General features: G+C 64.4%; 1 protein-coding gene. It reads right to left on the bottom strand.

Going from position 1 to position 679, the window contains the following annotated elements; genetic code table 11:
- A partial coding sequence (locus NKH60_RS35045; protein ID WP_352875144.1) for a hypothetical protein occupies positions 1-679 on the bottom strand: 679 nt, incomplete at both ends.

The raw sequence follows: 679 nt of genomic DNA on the forward strand, positions 1-679 counted from the left end.
CCGCCGGTGATGGTGCCGTCGGCGGCGATGGCTGCATCGGTGCCATAGCGGCTGACGGCGGTCAGACGGGAAGCGCTGGAGAACGGCGCCTGGTCGTAGGTCAGCTTGTAGGCGCTGCGCAGCGAGCCGCCGACGGTGACGCCGATGGCCTTGATGCGCTGGCTGGTCTCCGAGATGTCGCGGCCATTGCCCATCAGGATCAGGTCGGGCCGTGTCTCCAGATAGAATTTTACGATTGTGCCGTTGTAGCTGACGGCATCGGGATAGCAGACCGGGCTCACCGGACAAGTGTAGGTATAGGCGACGTTGTTGCCGTTGGTGTCGGCGACCGAGGTCAGCAGCCAGCGATAGCTTTGGGCCAGATCATAGGCTGGCGTGCCGGGTGTTGGCGTCAGGTTCGCAACGGCAGCGACCGAGCGGAAGGTCGAGACGGTGCCGTCGCGATCGGTCACTTTCCATTCGTTGGTCGTGCCGTTCAGCGCAATGCGGCGATAGGATTCATTCTCCGTCGCATGCGTGCCGCCGGTCGAACACGACGGCGACACCGTGCCGGCGACGCAGGCAACCAGCTGTTGGCCGTCGAGCAGATAGATGTCGGTGCCATCGAAGGCCGGCATGCCATAGCCGGGGCTTGCCCGCTCGATGACGTCGAAACCGCCAAGGCCCCAGGCATAGCCCA

Origin of the sequence: Mesorhizobium sp. M1006 (assembly GCF_040318825.1) — a bacterium.
GTDB lineage: Bacteria > Pseudomonadota > Alphaproteobacteria > Rhizobiales > Rhizobiaceae > Mesorhizobium.